This window comes from Streptomyces sp. V4I23 (assembly GCF_030817975.1).
In the GTDB taxonomy this organism is placed as follows: Bacteria; Actinomycetota; Actinomycetes; order Streptomycetales; family Streptomycetaceae; genus Streptomyces.
The window spans coordinates 4,863,951-4,879,141 of the sequence record NZ_JAUSZW010000004.1 but is presented as its reverse complement, the minus strand read 5'-3'; the positions used below and the strand labels follow the sequence as shown (position 1 = coordinate 4,879,141).

The window sequence follows — 15,191 nt, the reverse complement described above, 5'->3', positions numbered from 1 at the left end:
CCAGCCCCCGCTGGGCGTGGGGCGGGCGCGACCCGTCGGGGTCGGCATGGGCTCTGGTCGGCCCCATGGCGGCACCCGCAGCCAGCGGGGACGCAGACCCGGTCAGCCCGGCGCAGCCCGCCGACCGCTCGGGCGCAGACGAAGGCCTCGCGCCAGAGGGCGACGCTCCAACTGAACAGACCGGACACCCGTTGGGCGCTCGGCCGAGGGCCGGGCGCCCACGCAGCGGAGTGCTGCCACGAGCCGGAGGACCAACCTCCCGGACTCGCCGGGTCCGAGAGCCCCCAGCGGGGGCCTCCCCGGGGCCAGAACGTCACCTGGGCGCACGAGGTAGGAGGCCCCGTCCAAAGGCAGCCCAGTCCGCCCTCCCGGCCTGCGCGCCTACACGACACCGGGGCCGGACACCCCTCGGTGTCCGGCCCCGGATCGATCAACCCGCCCCGTTACTTCTTGCGGCGGCGACCGCCGCCCTTCGCCGCCTTGCGGCGCTCCGCGCGGGTCATGCCGTCCGTCTCCGAGCGCGGCCCGCCGTCGTTCTCGAAGTCGCCTTCGACGACGCCGCCCTCGCCGTCCACCGTCGGCGCCGAGAAGTGCAGGCGGTCCGGACGCTGCGGGGCCTCCAGGCCCTTCGCACGGATCTCCGGGCGCGCCGCGCCCGCCGGCACCGCGTCCTCCTTGGCCAGCGACGTCTTCTCGGCGGCGTCCTGCACCGGGACCTCCTCGACCTGCTGCTCGACCTGGACCTCCAGGTTGAACAGGTAGCCGACGGACTCCTCCTTGATGCCCTCCATCATCGCGGTGAACATGTCGAAGCCCTCGCGCTGGTACTCGACCAGCGGGTCCTTCTGCGCCATCGCGCGCAGGCCGATGCCCTCCTGGAGGTAGTCCATCTCGTAGAGGTGCTCGCGCCACTTGCGGTCCAGCACGGAGAGGACCACGCGACGCTCCAGCTCACGCATGATGTCCGAGCCGAGCTGCTTCTCGCGCTCGTCGTACTGCGCGTGGATGTCTTCCTTGATCGCCTCGGCGATGAACTCCGCGGTGATGCCCGCCCGGTCGCCCGCCTCGTCCTCCAGCTCCTCGATCGTGATCTTGACCGGGTAGAGCTGCTTGAACGCGTTCCACAGACGGTCGAGGTCCCACTCCTCCGCGAAGCCCTCGGCGGTCTCCTGGCGGATGTAGTCGTCGATGGTGTCGTCCATGAAGTGGCGCACCTGCTCGTGCAGGTCCTCGCCCTCCAGGACGCGCCGGCGCTCGCCGTAGATGACCTCGCGCTGACGGTTGAGCACCTCGTCGTACTTGAGGACGTTCTTGCGCGTCTCGAAGTTCTGCTGCTCGACCTGGGACTGCGCGGAGGCGATCGCCCGGGTCACCATCTTGTTCTCGATCGGGACGTCGTCGGGGACGTTCGCCATCGCCATGACGCGCTCGACCATCTGCGCCTTGAACAGTCGCATCAGGTCGTCGCCCAGCGACAGGTAGAACCGGGACTCGCCCGGGTCGCCCTGACGGCCGGAACGACCGCGCAGCTGGTTGTCGATGCGGCGCGACTCGTGCCGCTCGGTGCCCAGCACGTACAGCCCGCCGAGCTCCTTGACCTCGTCGTGCTCCGCCTTCACGGCCGCCTCGGCGCGCTCCAGCGCGGCGGGCAGGGCCGCGGCCCACTCCTCGACGTGCTCGACCGGGTCGAGCCCGCGCTGGCGCAGCTCCGCCTCCGCCAGGTCGTCCGGGTTGCCGCCGAGCTTGATGTCGGTACCACGGCCGGCCATGTTGGTGGCGACGGTGACGGCGCCGCGGCGGCCGGCCTGGGCGACGATCGTCGCCTCACGGTCGTGCTGCTTCGCGTTGAGCACCTCGTGCTGGATGCCGCGCTTGTTGAGCTGCTGCGAGAGGTACTCGGACTTCTCGACCGAAGTGGTGCCGACGAGGATCGGCTGCCCCTTCTCGTGCTTCTCCGCGATGTCGTCCACGACGGCCGCGAACTTGGCGACCTCGGTCCGGTAGATCAGGTCCGACTGGTCCTTGCGGATCATCGGCCTGTTGGTCGGGATCGGCACGACGCCGAGCTTGTAGATCTGGTGGAACTCGGCGGCCTCGGTCATGGCCGTACCGGTCATGCCGGAGAGCTTGTCGTACAGGCGGAAGAAGTTCTGCAGGGTGATCGTGGCGAGGGTCTGGTTCTCGTCCTTGATGTCCACCCCTTCCTTCGCCTCGATCGCCTGGTGCATGCCCTCGTTGTAGCGGCGGCCGGCGAGGATACGGCCGGTGTGCTCGTCGACGATCATGACTTCGCCGTCCAGGACGACGTAGTCCTTGTCCTTCTTGAACAGTTCCTTGGCCTTGATGGCGTTGTTCAGGTAACCGACGAGCGGGGTGTTGACCGACTCGTAGAGGTTGTCGATGCCCAGCCAGTCCTCGACCTTGGCGACGCCCGCCTCGTGAATGGCGACGGTGCGCTTCTTCTCGTCGACCTCGTAGTCGCCGGTCTCCTCGATGCCCTTGAGCGGGTTGCCCGGCTCGCCCTTGGTGAGACGCGTCACGAGCTTGGCGAAGTCGCCGTACCACTTGGTGGCCTGATCGGCGGGCCCGGAGATGATCAGCGGCGTACGGGCCTCGTCGACGAGGATCGAGTCGACCTCGTCCACACAGGCGAAGTTGTGGCCGCGCTGGACCAGCTCGTCCTTGGACCACGCCATGTTGTCGCGCAGGTAGTCGAAGCCGAACTCGTTGTTCGTCCCGTACGTGATGTCGCAGTTGTACTGTTCGCGGCGCTGCGCGGGCGTCATGTTCGCCAGGATGCAGCCGACGGTCAGGCCGAGGAACTTGTGCACCCGGCCCATCAGCTCCGAGTCACGCTCGGCGAGGTAGTCGTTGACCGTGATCAGATGGACGCCCTTGCCCGACAGCGCGTTCAGATACGCGGGGAGCGTGCCGACGAGGGTCTTGCCCTCACCGGTCTTCATCTCCGCGACGTACCCGAGGTGGAGCGCGGCGCCGCCCATGAGCTGGACGTCGTAGTGGCGCTGGCCGAGAACGCGCTTGGCGGCCTCGCGGACGGTCGCGAACGCCTCGGGCATCAGGTCGTCCAGGCTCTCGCCGTCGGCGTGGCGCTGCTTGTACTCCTCGGTGAGCGCCCGCAACTCGGCGTCGGAGAGGTTGACGAAGTCCTCTTCGATGGAGTTGACCTGGTCCGCGATGCGGTGCAGTTTGCGCAGGATCTTGCCTTCGCCTGCACGCATGAGCTTGTTGAAGACGGACACTGAGGCTGGTCTCCTTGCCGGTCGGGCCTGGCACTGGGTCGTGTGACGGACACTGGCGCGGGCACGGCAGGTGGTCCCCACCGCATCGGCCATCGTAAGCGAGGACACCGCCACGTCGGGAGGTCCATCGCCACGCGGGCCTGCCGTCCGCCCTACAGGAGAACGCACGGGAAGCGCCGAAGGTGCCGGGGACCGGCCAAAAGTGCTCGCATCGGACGGCGGAGGTGTCCACAATCCCGGCATGGAGCCGATCACACTCACCACCGAGCGCCTGCTGCTGCGTACCTTCACGGACGCGGACACCGAGGCCGTCTACCAGTCCTGTCAGGACCCGGACATCCAGCGGTGGACGACGGTTCCGTCGCCGTACGAACGACAGCACGCCGTCGAGTTCACCGAGCACATGGTCCCGGACGGCTGGAGCAACAGCACCATGTGCACCTTCGCCGTGCTGCCGCGCGTGGGCGGGCCGCTGATGGCCTCGGTCGCGGTCACTCTGCGTACCTTCTCGGGCACGTGGGAGATCGGCTTCTGGACAGGCAAGGAGCACCGGGGACGCGGGGTGATGGCCGAGTCCGTCGCCGCCGTCTCGCACTGGGCCTTCATGCGGCTCGGCGCCACCCGGCTGGAATGGCGGGCCGAGGTGGGGAACAAGGGCTCCCGCGCGGTCGCCGAGAAGGCCGGATTCCGCATCGAGGGCGAGCTGCGCGCCGCCCTGCTCAACAAGGGCACGCTCCGTGACGTGTGGGTCGGCTCCCTGCTGCCCTCCGATCTCGGCCTGACGAGCGCCCACCCCTATCTGCCCGCCAGTGCGTGACCGCAGGCCCCAGCCGGTTGTCAGTGACGGCCTCTAGGGTGCCCACCATGACCACGCTGCCACCGCCCGTCATCGACCTGTCCGCCGACGAGGCGCGCCGCATCGCGCTGCGCGCCCAGGGACTCCTCGGCGCGCCGGACCGGCGCGGTGGCGTCCGCGGCGTGCTGCGCCACCTCGGAGCGGTGCAGCTGGACACGATCTCGGTGCTGGCACGCTCGCACGAGCTCATCCCGTACGCGCGTCTGGGCGCCGTGGGCCGCAGGACGGTCGAGGACGCGTACTGGACGGAGGGCCACAGCTTCGAGTACTGGTCGCACGCCGCGTGCATCCTCCCCGTCGAGGAATGGCCGCACTTCGCCTTCCGCCGCCGCGCCTACCGCTCCCGCCCGCACTGGTACCACGACCTGCCGGACGGTGCGTACGACGCGGTGATCAAGCAGCTGCACGCCGAAGGCCCGCTCACCGCGACCGAGTTGGGCGGCGCGAAGAACGGCGGCGAGTGGTGGGACTGGTCCGCCTCCAAGGTCGCCGTCGAGCGTGCCCTGATGTACGGGGAGGTGGTGTGCACCGAGCGGCGCAGCTGGAAGCGCGTGTACGACCTCGCGGAGCGGGCGATCCCGGACGCCGTCCTGCACGACGACCTGGATGACAGGGAGTGCCTGCGCCGCCTCGTCCGCCTGGCCGGCCAGGCGCTGGGAGTGGGGACCCGCGCGGACATCGCGGACTACCACCGTCTCAAGGGAGAGCAGTTCGACACCGTGGTCGCGGACTCCGGTCTGGTGCCGGTCACGGTCGAGGGGTGGGGCAAGCGCGCATGGGCCGATCCCGCGGCCCTCGCGTCCCCGCCGCGCGGCCGGCACCGGACGACGCTGCTCTCCCCCTTCGACTCGCTCATCTGGGAGCGGGCGCGCACCGAGCGCATCTTCGGCTTCACCCACCGCCTGGAGGCGTACGTCCCCAAGCAGAAGCGCGTCCACGGATACTTCGCGATGCCGCTGCTGGCGGGCGGGCGGCTCCTCGGCCGGGTTGATCCGGCGCGCGAGGGCCGGACGCTCGTGGCCCGGCAGGTGTCCCTCGCAGGCCCCAAGGCGGTCGCCCCGATGGCGCAGGCGCTGCGCGAGGCAGCCGAATGGGTGGGGTGCGATGCCGTCCGCGTCGAGAAGGCCGACCGTCCCGAGCTCGCGGCGGATCTGGTCCGGGCACTGGGCTGAGCGCCCCCGCACCGCCGCCGGTGTCAGCGGATCTCGAGAATCTTCTCCCGCATCGCGTAGACCACGGCCTCCATCCGGGAGTGGAGCTGCAGCTTCTCCAGGATGTTGCGGACGTGGTTCTTCACGGTGTTCTCGGAGATGAACAACTCCTTGGCGATGTCGCGGTTGTTCATCCCCGTGGCGACGAGCTTGAGCACCTCCAGCTCCCGGTCGGTCAGCCGGGGGGCGGGCACGAGCCTGCGCTCGTCGGTGCGCTGGATCATCGACTTGAACTCGGTGAGCAGCTTGGAGGCCATGGAGGGACTGATCTGCGACTGGCCGTCGGCGACGGCGCGGATCGCGGTCGCGACCTCGTCCGTGGAGATCTCCTTGAGGAGATAGCCCGTGGCGCCGGCCTTGATCGCCTCGTAGAGGTCGGCCTCCTCGTCGCTGATCGTCAGCATGATGATCTTGGCGCTCGGGGCCACCTCCTTGATGGAGGTGCATGCCTCGATACCGCCGCGCTTGGGCATCCGCACGTCCATCAGCACGATGTCGGGCAGCAGGTCGGCCGCCTTGTCCACCGCCTCGGCCCCGTCACCGGCCTCGCCCACGACCTGGATGTCCTCCTCCTGCTTGAGGACGATCTCCAGCCCTCGCCGGAAGAGCGCGTGGTCGTCCACCACGAGCACCCGGATCGGCTCGGCCGCGCGGGAGCCGCGCGACTCCTCCGCCTCGGTGTCGACGACTGCGGGGCGGCCGCCCGCTTCGCTGTGCACCGGCCCGAAGCTGTCCGCCATCGTTCCTCCCCCTGAAGGCCGTGGCCCGAAGATCATGTCTGGTCTGCCAACCTCAGTGCGACGCACATCCGTTGGCTTGCCACGTCATGCTTTCATGCCCGGACGACAGAGCGGTGATCCAGTGGTTGCACGGGGGTGCCCCTGGGGGGCGCACAGGGCGCTCCAGGGGCACCACTTCATCGCTGACGGGGCTCAGTACGCGCCGGGGTCAGCCGCCCAGCGCACCTCCGGCTCCACCTGCCTCGGAACCGGCCAGCGGGTCGGTCTCCAGGCGGATCACGCCGTAGTCGTAGGCATGCCGCCGGTAGACGACACTCGGCTGCTTCGTCTCGGAGTCGACGAAAAGATAGAAGTCATGGCCGACCAGCTCCATCTCGTAGAGAGCCTGGTCGAGCGACATCGGCGCTGCCGTGTGCAGCTTCTCGCGAACCACCAGCGGTCCCTCGCCCTGCACTTCGAGCGAACCGATCCTGGTGGTGGGAATGGATTCCGTCGCCTCTTCGGCGAGAGTCTTGCCATTGGCGTTCAACTCGGCGACACCGGGCACCACATCGGCCACCTCTGCCGCCGACAGCCGACCGGTGCCGCGCCGGGTGTGGCGCTTGTCGTGCTGCTTGCGAAGCCGTGCCTCCAGCTTGCCGGTGGCGAGGTCGAGCGCTGCGTATGGGTCGGCGGCAGCTGCCTCCGCCCTGATCACCGGGCCGCGGGAGCGAAGCGTGATCTCCACGCGGTCGGAACGGTCTGCCTGCCGCGGGTTGTGCTCCTTGGACACCTCGACGTCGAGGCTGATCACCTTGCCGTCGAGCTTCTGGATCTTCTCCAGCTTCAGCTTCTCGGCCACGTGCTTGCGGAACCGCTCGGGCACCTCGGTCTTGCGGCCCTTGACGACGATGTCCACGCAGAACTCCGTTCCCGGATCGCTCCGACGGCTCACCGGCCGCGGAGCATCTCCCTCTTGCACCAGGCTCCGGTGATCACCGGGGCCTCGGACTTGGCGACTTTCACCTCCTCCTCCCCAGTCGACAAGATCCCCACCCCACCCAATTTCGAGGGTGTCCCTGTCCGAATCCCCGGCCGGGAAATCGGCAGCGCATTCGGTGAGGTTCGGGCATCGCCATTCCTCACAACCGAACATAGCTCGCTCGGACGGATGTCGGCACCCGATACCTGAAGGTACCTCCGATCAGGCGTTTTTGCCCTCTCACTACCTGCAACGATGCAAGTTCCTCTTCAGTTCCGGTTTATTCGAGGGACACCGGTGGCACCGCCACGACAGCCGCACTCGGCCGTACGAATCCCGGACCCGCCGCCTCCTCCACGGCACTCAGTGCCCGCGCCGCCTCCACCAAAGAAGCGCCGGTCGTCATGACGTCGTCCACCAGCACTGCTGTACCGCCCTTCAGCAGCCGCGCCGCCCCTTGCCGCAGCCGCAGTGCCCCCGAGAGATTGACGAGCCTCTCGCGGGCGGTCAGCCCCGCCTGATCGGCCACCGGCCGGTGCTGGCGCAGGACCGGCAGCACCTGCGCGGGGCACCCCGTGCGCCGTAGCTCGGCCGCCGCCGCCAGCGCGATCCGGCGGGCCGGATCACGACCGCGGGCCCGGACCGCCCTGCGGGAGGACGGCACCGGCACCAGCAGCAGCACCCTGTGCGCCGCGCCGTGGGGCCGCCGGGCAGATGCCCGCACCGCTCCGGCGAGGGCCCGGCCGAGCGGCCCGGAGAGCCCTAGCGCACCCCGCTCCTTGTGCGCGAGCAGCACGGCCCGCACGGCATCGGTGTACGCGGCGGCGGCATGCACCACCGGCAGGCCTTCCGGCTCCGGCACCGGTCTCGCACGCCGTGCCGGCCTCCCGTGCAACGCGGCCGCGCAGCGCTCGCACAGCTCGGTACGCGGCCTGCCGCAGCCGCCGCAGGCGACCGGCAGCACCAGACCGGAGATCTCCCGCCACCATCCCCGCACGGCAAACCACTGTGGCGTGATCCCCGCCCGGCGGCCACCCCTGTGGACAACGCACCGGAACCCGCCCACCGGACGGGGAAGGGTCCCTGTCAGCCGGGATAGACGGGTGACGCCCCCTTCTCGACCACCGTCTGCCAGTTCGCGCCGGCCGGCAGACGCACGATGCCGTCCTCCTCCGAATACGCCACCAGCGGCCTGCTCTCGTCGTCCGACGCGGCAACGGCCTTGACCTGGTTCAGGCCGGGCAGGATCGCGTTGGGAGACGTGGACCCGTCGGTCTGCATGTAGCGCACCTGCTGGACACCGCCGGACTCCTTGCCGACCACGACCAGCCGGCTGGGACCCGCCCAGGACACCGCCGTCACCGTCTCCAACTGAGGAGCCGCCGGACGCAGTTCGGTCACGGTCACGGCGAGGTCGTCGCTCGGACCGTGCCGCTCCACGCGCCCGATCTTCAGCGTGGTCCTGCCGTCCTTCGTCAGCAGCAGCGCCACGCGGACACCGTCCGCCGACACCTTCACCGCCTCGATCCGGGCGCCGTCGAGACCAGGCACGATCTTGACGTCCTGAGGAGTCTCCTCACCACCGGGCACCCGCATGAGCGCCGGATCGGCGGCATCCCGGTCCGCGACCCACAGGTCTCCCCTGCCGTCCCAGCTGGGTGCGGACAGACGGTTGCCGCCCTTGCCCCGGCTGGTCACCAAGGGACCGCCCAGCTCCGTACCGGAGACGATGGACGCCACGTACAGTTTGCTCCCGTCGGGGGAGACCGCCGCCGCCGTGCGCTCGTCACGGGAGACCGCCACCGAGCTCATCGACAAAGTGCCGTCGCCGAACGGCCCCGGCACGTTCTGCGGCGCGCCGATCTCCTTGGTCCCGGCCGCGAGCAGCGCCAGCCGGTGCTTCTCGTCGACGAAGTACTGGTTGTCGTGGGTGCCCGAGCCGTGGTCCGGCGCGTACTCCTCGGCCTGGCCGGCGGTGAGCACGCACAGCTGGCTGCCGTCCGACCGCAGCAGCTCCACCTGCTCGGCACGCGAGGACGACAGGTCCTTGAGCGTGAAGAGAATCTGCGCGGCCATCTTCGTGCACTGCGGCCTGCCCACGCCGGACGCCTTGCCGTTCAGCGGGACCTTCAGTCCGTTCCGGTCGTCGAACGAAAGCGACCTGGTGCCCTTCTTCAGGGCCGTGCCCGTCGGGAAACGTGACTCGACCACCGGCTTCAGCCAGTTCGTCGGGCCCTCCAGCAGCGCGGAGACGGCCTGCGTGACCGGGTCCTGCCGGGTCACCGGGTCCTGCCGCTGCCGGATGTAGACCGGATCGGCCACCATGACGCTCCGCCCGGAGGCGAAGTAGTACTTGTTGACCGAGACGTAGTTGCGCTCGAAGTCCGACGCACCGAGCAGCAGACCGGGCGGCAGACTGTCGATCCGCCACTCCTTGCCGTCGGGACCGCTCTGCTGCGACAGGTGAATGGTCCTGCGGTAGTCCGCGGGCGTCACCGGCTGATAGGCGCGCTGGGAATCCACCGTGGCTATCTGGCGGCCGAACAGCGGATAGTCCATGCCCGGGTTGTCCCGGCGGCCGAGGACCGGCATGCCGGGAACGGGCGCGGCCTCCAGAACCGTCGTGCTCGCCTCGGGCCGCCACTTCTGCGACGTCTGCGGCGTGAGGTACGAACGGGCCGTGGCGAAGTTCGAGTCGTCACTGGTCATCGCTTCGAGGAAGCCCGTGACGATCTCGTCGGGCGTCGCGCCCTTGCGCGGCTGCACGGCGTACACCCGGACCTGCGAGTCGCCGCGCTGCGACGCCTTCACGGGGTGCACGTCGCCACTGTCCGGCATCGACGCGCACCCGGCGAGCAGCACACCGCTCGCACCGAGCAGCGCCACCGCACGTGCCCCACCCGCGCGCCCCTGACGACGGGGATCAGCGCCCACGACTCGTGTCCTCCTGCTCCGTCGGAACCTTGCCCGCGGCCTCGTCGACCCGCTCCCCGGCCGGCCGCGCCACGACCCGGGCACCACTGCCCGGCAGCGCCGCCGGGTCGACGCCCCGCGGCGCCGCGCCACGCACCTGGCCGGGCAGCGGCGCGAACTCCGCCCCGGACTGCACGGGCACGGACGTCAGCCGGTGCCCGTTCACCGGTGCCTCGGCCGAGGACCGCGCACGCTCACGGTTCTGCCGCGAGTCCTCGGGCTCGAGCGGGATCGGAGAACCGCGCAGCGGCTCGTCCGCCGTACGCGGCAGGGTCAGCCTGAACTGCGAACCGCCGCCCGGCTCCCCCCAGGCCTGCAGCCAGCCGCCGTGAAGACGGGCGTCCTCGACGGCGATCGACAGACCGAGGCCGGTCCCGCCCGTGGTGCGGGCGCGCGCCGGATCGGCGCGCCAGAACCGGTTGAACACCCGGGTCGCCTCGCCCGGCTTGAGTCCCACACCGTAGTCCCGCACGGCGACGGCCACGGCCCCGCCGGCGGCCGCCATACGTACCACGACGTCCCGGCCCTCGCCGTGCTCCACGGCGTTGACCACGAGATTGCGCAGCACACGCTCCACCCGGCGGGCGTCGGCCTCGGCCACCACCGGCTGCTCGTCGCCGGCCACCCGTATCCGGGAGCCCTTGCGCTCGGCCAGCGGCTCGGCGCCGCCGATCACCCGCCGTACCACCTCGCGCAGGTCTATGGGCTCCGCCTCCAGCGCCGCGGCTCCGGCGTCGAAGCGGCTGATCTCCAGCAGGTCGGACAGCAGCGACTCGAAACGGTCCAGCTGGTCCCCGAGGAGCTCGGCGGAACGGGCCGTCACCGGGTCGAAGTCACTGCGCGCCTCGTGGATGACATCGGCCGCCATGCGCACGGTCGTGAGCGGCGTCCGCAGCTCGTGCGACACGTCCGACACGAAGCGGCGCTGCATGCGGGACAGCTCCTCGAGCTGCTGGATCTTCAGCTGAAGGTTCTGCGCCATCTTGTTGAAGGCCTCACCGAGCCGGGCGATGTCGTCCTCACCGGTGACCTTCATGCGCTCCTGGAGCCGCCCGGCGGCAAGCCGCTCGGCGATCCCCGCGGCCATGCGCACGGGTGTGACGATCTGGCGCACGACGAGCCACGCGATGGCGCCCAGCAGGACCACGACGAACAGCCCGGCCGTGGCGAGCGTCCCGCGGACGAGGTTGAGCGACTGCTCCTCCTGCGCCAGCGGGAACAGGTAGTACAGCTCGTACGGCTGCCCCTCGATGTCGTTCAGCCGGGTGCCCACGACCAGCCCGGGCTCCGGGTCGAACGCGTTGTTCCAGTACCGGATGCTGACGTACGTCTCGTACGTCCCCGAGCCCTGGCCCACGGCGTCCCGCAGAGCCTGCGGAATGCTCGCGGGGTCCACCAGACCCGACGTACGCGGCGCGCGCCCGGACCCGTCCTGCTGGGAGTCGGCGCTGAGAGCCACCACGTTGTACGAGCCCTGGCCGCCGCTGGCGAGCTGCACGACGAGATCGGACCGCCACGAGTTGGCGTTCCTGCCCGATGCCGCGCCGTCCGGGCCCACGGGGTCGACCGGCGCACTGGCCTGTTCCCGCGCGACGGCGAAGCCGCCGGCCGCCTGGCTCTGCGCCGCCTTGCTCTTTGCGTCGAGCAGACCGTTGCGCACCTGCCCGATCACGACGAAACCGAGGAGCAGAACCACACCGATCGACATCAGCAGCGTGGTCACGACCACGCGGAGCTGGATGTTCCGCCGCCACAGGCGGACAGCGGGCAGCAGTGGACGGCGCAACCAGCGCATCACGAGCCGAGGCACAGGCCCGCCGGACGCCGCCCCGTCCGGCAGCAGCAAGCCCCCCTGGAACAGACGGCCGAATCGCGCGGGCTTGCGCCCCTGTCCGGCAGCCCGCCCCGTACGGACTCCCGGCTCCCCGGGCTTCGGAGCAACGCTGCCAAGGGACATGTCAGCTCGGCCCGGCCTTGTAACCGACACCCCGGACGGTCACCACGATCTCCGGCCGCTCCGGGTCCTTCTCGACCTTGGAGCGAAGCCGCTGCACATGGACGTTGACCAGTCGAGTGTCCGCCGCATGCCGGTAACCCCACACCTGCTCGAGGAGCACCTCGCGGGTGAACACCTGCCACGGCTTGCGCGCGAGCGCGACCAGCAGGTCGAACTCCAGCGGCGTCAGCGCTATCGACTGACCGTCCCGCTTCACGGAGTGCCCCGCCACGTCGATCACCAGGTCACCGATGGCCAGCTGCTCCGGAGCAGGATCCTCCGACCTCCGCAGCCGCGCCCGGATACGGGCGACAAGCTCCTTCGGCTTGAACGGCTTGACGATGTAGTCGTCGGCCCCGGACTCGAGGCCCACCACCACGTCCACCGTGTCGCTCTTGGCCGTCAGCATCACGATCGGCACACCGGACTCCGCCCGGATGAGCCGGCACACCTCGATGCCGTCCCTGCCGGGCAGCATCAGGTCCAGCAGCACCAGGTCCGGCTTGCTCTCCCGGAAGGCGGTAAGTGCCTTGTCACCGTCCGCTACGAACGACGGCTCGAAACCTTCCCCACGCAGCACAATCCCGAGCATCTCGGCCAGCGCGTTGTCGTCGTCGACGACAAGGACTCGTCCCTTCATATTCGACATCATCCCATTAGCTAATCGTTACCTGGCGTGACCTGGCACACAGCTCGGCTATGCCGGCCCTCGTGACCGGCGACACCACACCCTCCTCGGTGACGACGGCCGTGACCAGATCGGGCGGCGTGACATCGAACGCGGGGTTGTACGCCTGAGTTCCGAGCGGCGTTACGGACACTCCACCAGCTCCGGCCCCCGCCACCCCTACCTGCGGGGATGTGACCTCCGTCACCTCGCTGCCGGAGCGCTGCTCCACCTCGATCGAGGCGCCGTCCGGTGTACTCGGATCCACCGTCGTGGTCGGCGCCACGACGACGAACGGCACATGGTGGTACTTGGCCAGCACCGCGAGCGGATAACTGCCGACCTTGTTGGCCACCGATCCGTCCGCGGCGATCCGGTCCGCGCCGATCAGCACCGCATCCACCTCCCCCGCGGTGAACAGCGAGCCCGCGGCGCTGTCCGTCAGCAGGCTGTACGGCATACCGTTGCGCGCCGCCTCGTACGCCGTGAGCCGCGCACCCTGCAAAAGCGGCCTCGTCTCGTCCACCCACAGCCTGCGCAGCTCACCGGCCCGGTGCGCGGCCAACGCGACCGCGAACGCCGTGCCCTCCCCGCCGGACACCAGTGCCCCGGTGTTGCAGTGCGTCAGGATCCGGTGCCCGCCCCCGGGCAGCAGCTCCCCGAGCAGCGCCAGCCCGTGCGCGGCCATTCGCCGGCTCGCCTCCGCGTCCGCACGGTGCAGCTCACGCGCCGACGCGAGCGCCGCTGCCGCCGCCCGCTCGGCGTCCGCACCCGCTTCCACCGCCGTCCGGTACGCGGCGGCCGCCAGGCGCACTCCGTACCCCAGGTTCACCGCGGTGGGCCGCGCGTTCTCGAGCAGCGCCGCCGCTTCCTCGACGTCATAGCCCCGGGCAGCCGCCAGGGCGACACCGTAGGCGCCCGCGATCCCCAGCAGGGGTGCCCCGCGCACCGCCAGGCTATGGATGGCCCGCACGAGGGCCGGAACATCGGTGCAGACCAGCTCCACCTCCTCGACCGGCAGCCGGGTCTGGTCGAGAAGCACCAGTACAGGACCTTCGGGCGGCTCGTCCCAGCGCAGCACCGGAAGCTTCGGCGGCACCGCCTCGGCAGGGTTTTGTGCGTACTGATCAGCCATCCGCCCAGTCTGCACGGTGAGGCTTCGACAATGAAGGTGCGAAGGTGACCGATGCCCCCGCCCACCGGCGGCCGCCGCGTGGCACGATGGCTGCCACAGCCGCCCTGCCGGGCGGAAGGGCACCGTGAACTGCCGGCTCGGCGAGCCGGCCCCGCGACCAATCCATGAGGTGGACCACCGTGAACGACACTCCGGGCTGGGCCTCGCCCGGATCGGCTCCCTCCAACGGGCAGAACGCCGGCGTACCGAATCCCGCCGAGCCCGCCGACGCTCCTTCCTCGAAGTGGTCCAAGGAGCAACCGCCCCCCGGGCAGTGGTCCGCACCGAGCGGATCCGGTTCTGTCCCGCGGCCTCCCGCCCCCGGCTGGGGCGGCGCGCCGCAGGGAGGCTGGGGTCGTCCGCCTGCTGCGGCCAAGCCCGGAGTGATCCCTCTCCGCCCTCTCGGCGTCGGCGAGATCCTCGACGGCGCGGTGTCGACACTGCGCGCTCACTGGCGCACAGTCCTGGCCGTGACGGTCAGCGTCTCCGTCGTCACTCAGATCGCCAGCATCCTCGTCGAGCGCTATCTGCTGCCCGAACCGCCCGAGGTCAATCCCGACGCGACCCCCGAGGAAGCTCTGCAGCAGTCCGTGGAGTCCCTGCAGGCCAGCATGATCGCCATGGGCCCGGCGCTGCTCATCATGCTGATCGGCACGCTCCTGACCACCGCCCTGCTCACCGTGGTGATCAGCCGGTCCGTCCTGGGCCGTTCCGTGACGCTCCCCGAGGCCTGGCGGGAAGCCCGGCCCCGGCTGCCCCACCTGCTCGTCCTGATCCTGCTGCTGCCGCTGGGCAGCGCGCTGGTCCTGTGCGTGGGCATTCTGCCCGGCGTGCTGATCGGCGGAGCCGGAGTGCTCCTGTCGATCGTCGGCGGCATCGCCGCGATCGTGGTCGTCATCTGGCTGATGATCCGCTTCGCCCTCGCGCCCCCCGCGCTCGTACTCGAACGCCAGGGCGTCATCGCCTCGCTGCGCCGCTCCGCCAAGCTGGTACAGGGCGCCTGGTGGCGCGTCTTCGGCATCACCCTGCTGACCGTCCTGCTGGCCTTCCTGGTCAGCATGGTCATCGCCATCCCCTTCACCATCATAGGCTTCGCCGTGGACGGCGTCAGCCTCAGCGACTTCTTCAGCGGCAACTCCCCCGAGTTCGGCTGGCCATTCCTGATCATCACCGGCATCGGCTCCGTGATCGCCTCCTCGATCACGTACCCGATCTCGGCCGGCGTGACCGCGCTTCTCTACGTCGACCAGCGCATCCGCCGCGAAGCACTCGACCTCGAGCTCGCCCGCGCCGCAGGCGTCCCCGGCTACGGAACCGAGCCGCCCGGCAACCACTCCACCGGGGGCTGATGCG

General features: G+C 70.2%; 11 protein-coding genes. 3 read left to right on the top strand and 8 right to left on the bottom strand.

Going from position 1 to position 15,191, the window contains the following annotated elements; translation table 11 throughout:
• Window positions 1-443: 443 nt before the first annotated feature.
• Window positions 444-3,260: a preprotein translocase subunit SecA gene (secA, locus tag QFZ82_RS24500; protein ID WP_307715205.1), complete on the bottom strand. Its 2,817-nt coding sequence runs from the start codon at window positions 3,258-3,260 to the stop codon at window positions 444-446.
• 241 nt (window positions 3,261-3,501) lie between these two features.
• Between secA and QFZ82_RS24495 the strand changes: the two genes are divergently transcribed.
• Window positions 3,502-4,077: a GNAT family N-acetyltransferase gene (locus QFZ82_RS24495; protein WP_307715204.1), complete on the top strand. Its 576-nt coding sequence runs from the start codon at window positions 3,502-3,504 to the stop codon at window positions 4,075-4,077.
• Between the two features lie 47 nt (window positions 4,078-4,124).
• Entirely contained in the window at window positions 4,125-5,288 is a 1,164-nt protein-coding gene (locus QFZ82_RS24490) for a winged helix-turn-helix domain-containing protein (RefSeq protein WP_307715203.1), read from the top strand.
• 23 nt (window positions 5,289-5,311) lie between these two features.
• Here the strand turns inward: QFZ82_RS24490 and QFZ82_RS24485 are convergent, their stop codons facing one another.
• The 7 genes from QFZ82_RS24485 to mtnA all read right to left on the bottom strand — a co-directional run bounded on the left by QFZ82_RS24485 (window position 5,312) and on the right by mtnA (window position 13,799).
• Window positions 5,312-6,067 carry a response regulator transcription factor gene (locus QFZ82_RS24485; protein WP_307715202.1) on the bottom strand — a complete coding sequence of 252 codons (756 nt, stop codon included), beginning with the start codon at window positions 6,065-6,067 and terminating at the stop codon, window positions 5,312-5,314.
• Window positions 6,068-6,275: 208 nt separating this feature from the next.
• The gene (gene hpf, locus QFZ82_RS24480; protein WP_177153255.1) at window positions 6,276-6,965 is read right to left on the bottom strand and encodes a ribosome hibernation-promoting factor, HPF/YfiA family; all 690 of its coding nucleotides are present in this window, start codon (window positions 6,963-6,965) and stop codon (window positions 6,276-6,278) included.
• Between the two features lie 343 nt (window positions 6,966-7,308).
• Window positions 7,309-8,025, bottom strand: coding sequence for a ComF family protein (locus tag QFZ82_RS24475; RefSeq protein WP_307715201.1), 717 nt, complete (start codon window positions 8,023-8,025; stop codon window positions 7,309-7,311).
• 89 nt (window positions 8,026-8,114) lie between these two features.
• Window positions 8,115-9,962, bottom strand: a complete 1,848-nt coding sequence (locus QFZ82_RS24470; protein WP_307715199.1) for an LpqB family beta-propeller domain-containing protein — start codon at window positions 9,960-9,962, stop codon at window positions 8,115-8,117.
• The gene (gene mtrB / locus QFZ82_RS24465) at window positions 9,952-11,958 is read right to left on the bottom strand and encodes an MtrAB system histidine kinase MtrB (protein ID WP_307715198.1); all 2,007 of its coding nucleotides are present in this window, start codon (window positions 11,956-11,958) and stop codon (window positions 9,952-9,954) included. The genes QFZ82_RS24470 and mtrB overlap by 11 nt, the downstream gene beginning before the upstream one ends.
• A gap of 1 nt (window position 11,959) precedes the next feature.
• Window positions 11,960-12,649 (bottom strand): two-component system response regulator MtrA, encoded by a 690-nt coding sequence (gene mtrA, locus QFZ82_RS24460; protein ID WP_307715197.1) that lies wholly within the window; start codon window positions 12,647-12,649, stop codon window positions 11,960-11,962.
• A gap of 4 nt (window positions 12,650-12,653) precedes the next feature.
• Window positions 12,654-13,799: an S-methyl-5-thioribose-1-phosphate isomerase gene (gene mtnA / locus QFZ82_RS24455; protein WP_307715196.1), complete on the bottom strand. Its 1,146-nt coding sequence runs from the start codon at window positions 13,797-13,799 to the stop codon at window positions 12,654-12,656.
• A gap of 179 nt (window positions 13,800-13,978) precedes the next feature.
• Between mtnA and QFZ82_RS24450 the strand changes: the two genes are divergently transcribed.
• Window positions 13,979-15,187 (top strand): glycerophosphoryl diester phosphodiesterase membrane domain-containing protein, encoded by a 1,209-nt coding sequence (locus tag QFZ82_RS24450; RefSeq protein WP_307715195.1) that lies wholly within the window; start codon window positions 13,979-13,981, stop codon window positions 15,185-15,187.
• Window positions 15,188-15,191 lie beyond the last annotated feature (4 nt).

What these genes read in the sequence shown, in the direction of transcription:
- QFZ82_RS24485 (WP_307715202.1), bottom strand. Translation starts at nt 6,067, where the DNA reads ATGGCGGACAGCTTCGGGCCGGTGCACAGCGAAGCGGGCGGCCGCCCC.
- mtnA (WP_307715196.1), bottom strand. Translation starts at nt 13,799, where the DNA reads ATGGCTGATCAGTACGCACAAAACCCTGCCGAGGCGGTGCCGCCGAAG.
- QFZ82_RS24495 (WP_307715204.1), top strand. Translation starts at nt 3,502, where the DNA reads ATGGAGCCGATCACACTCACCACCGAGCGCCTGCTGCTGCGTACCTTC.
- mtrA (WP_307715197.1), bottom strand. Translation starts at nt 12,649, where the DNA reads ATGATGTCGAATATGAAGGGACGAGTCCTTGTCGTCGACGACGACAAC.
- mtrB (WP_307715198.1), bottom strand. Translation starts at nt 11,958, where the DNA reads ATGTCCCTTGGCAGCGTTGCTCCGAAGCCCGGGGAGCCGGGAGTCCGT.
- QFZ82_RS24490 (WP_307715203.1), top strand. Translation starts at nt 4,125, where the DNA reads ATGACCACGCTGCCACCGCCCGTCATCGACCTGTCCGCCGACGAGGCG.